Origin of the sequence: Vibrio sp. A8-1, assembly GCF_013048685.1 — a bacterium.
Taxonomy (GTDB): Bacteria; Pseudomonadota; Gammaproteobacteria; order Enterobacterales; family Vibrionaceae; genus Vibrio; species Vibrio metschnikovii.
On record NZ_VHTC01000134.1, the window covers coordinates 1 to 441 of the forward strand.

1 tRNA gene and 1 rRNA gene are annotated in these 441 nt (G+C 40.8%); both read right to left on the bottom strand.

The features are described 5' to 3' along the window. Positions 1-233: 233 nt before the first annotated feature. Positions 234-309 (bottom strand) — tRNA-Ala (locus FKN93_RS17590). 66 nt (positions 310-375) lie between these two features. Further along, positions 376-441, bottom strand: a 16S ribosomal RNA gene (locus tag FKN93_RS17595); the annotation flags it as partial.

Genomic DNA, 441 nt, shown 5'->3' on the forward strand with positions numbered 1-441 from the left:
AGACAGATTTTGCCGGACTCAATTTTGAAAAGCATCCGAAGATGTTTTTCACCAAGCACACTTGAATGTGTATTTTTGGTCTTTATCAAAAGATAAAGATTGAGAACTTTACAAGTAACCCATCAATGAAGATAAGTTACTTTGTCAGCTTTCCAAATTGTTAAAGAGCAAGATTTGTCGTTATAAAAACAACGAAACCATTTCTAAAGATTCTGTCTAAAAACCCTTAAAGATGGTGGAGCTATGCGGGATCGAACCGCAGACCTCTTGCATGCCATGCAAGCGCTCTCCCAGCTGAGCTATAGCCCCGTTGCATTCTCTTTTATCTAAACCAAATCAATCTGTGTGAACACTCATCAATGCACAATCTTTACGTAAGGAGGTGATCCAGCGCCAGGTTCCCCTAGCGCTACCTTGTTACGACTTCACCCCAGTCATGAA